The organism is Acidovorax sp. SUPP2539 (assembly GCF_030158975.1).
GTDB lineage: Bacteria > Pseudomonadota > Gammaproteobacteria > Burkholderiales > Burkholderiaceae_C > Paracidovorax.
Genome location: NZ_BQXJ01000019.1, coordinates 1 through 1,308, shown reverse-complemented (window position 1 = coordinate 1,308; position 1,308 = coordinate 1). Strand labels below are relative to the sequence as shown.

1 protein-coding gene is annotated in these 1,308 nt (G+C 65.0%); it reads left to right on the top strand.

Annotation, left to right across the window (positions count from 1 at the left end):
* The first annotated feature begins 67 nt into the window (after nt 1-67).
* Nucleotides 68-1,269 (top strand): IS3 family transposase gene (locus tag AVTE2539_RS26220; protein WP_502868992.1). Its coding sequence is split into 2 segments (ribosomal slippage): nt 68-338 and nt 338-1,269, totalling 1,203 coding nucleotides; the frame shifts between segments, so codons are not numbered across the junction.
* Nucleotides 1,270-1,308: the final 39 nt, after the last annotated feature.

Genomic DNA, 1,308 nt, shown 5'->3' with positions numbered 1-1,308 from the left:
CTGAGGTTGCCCTCGAATTCTGGAGTGCATAGCCCCAGCCCGGAGAATGCCGGGACGGGAGTATGAATTGAACGAGAAGCAAACGAGAGCGAAGTACACGCAGGAGTTCAAGCAGGAGGCCGTGCGACAGGTCAAGGCCGGGCGCGCGGCGTCGGCCGTGGCCGCGACGCTGGGCATGCCCAAGGCGAGCCTGACGAACTGGGTGCGGGCCGATGCGAAGGGCCAATTGGTGGCGCCGTCCGAAGGCAAGACCACCATGCCGACGGTCACGCCCGAGCAGGCGGAGATTGCGCGGTTGAAGGCGCAGGTGGCCCGGCTGACGATGGAGCGCGACATCGCAAAAAAAGCCGCGGCGTACTTTGCGCAGGACGTGCTGCAAGGTACGCCTGGATTTTCTCGATGAAGGGGTGTTGGCCGATCACGCTGATGTGCGAGGTCCTGCAGGTCAGCGCCAGCGGATATTTCCACTGGGATGGCTCCACGCGTGTCACCAAGCACGGCGGACGCACGCGACACAGCGATGACGCCTTGCTGGTCCACATCCGTGCCATCCACGCGCAGTTGCACGGCGAGTACGGCTGGCCCCGCATGCACCGCGAGTTGTTGGCCCGCGGCCTGCGCGTGGGCAAGGAGCGGGTGCGCCGGCTGATGCAACGCCACGGCATCAGGGCGAAGGGCAAACGCAAGTTCGTGGTGACCACCGACAGTGCGCACCGCCTGCCGGTGGCCCCAGACCTGGTGCAACGCCGCTTCACACCGGCAGCACCTAACGTGGTGTGGAGCGGCGATATCACCTACATCGCGACCGACGAGGGCTGGTTGTACCTGGCTGCCGTGCTGGACCTGCACAGCCGCCAGGTGGTGGGCTGGAGCCTGCAGGCGCACATGCAGACTGCGCTGGTCAAGGACGCGCTGCTGATGGCCTGCTTTCGGCGCAGACCGCCGGCCGGCCTGATCTTCCACAGCGACAGGGGCAGCCAGTATTGCAGCCAGGATTTCCAGGCCACTTTGACGGCGTGGGGCATCCGCAGTTCCATGTCCCGCAAGGGCAACTGCTGGGACAACGCGCCCACCGAGAGCCTGTGGGGACGGCTGAAGACCGCCTGCGTTCACGGCCAGCGGTTTGCCACGCGCGAGCAGGCAAGGCAGGCGATCATGAACTGGATAGCCTTCTACAACCACTCGCGGCTACATTCGGCGCTGGGCTACCTCAGCCCGATGCAATTCGAACAACGCTGGTTGGCGGCGCAGCGTAAATCTGCCGCTTGAGAATCGGGCTATGCACTCCGGTTTTCAGGGGCAACCTCA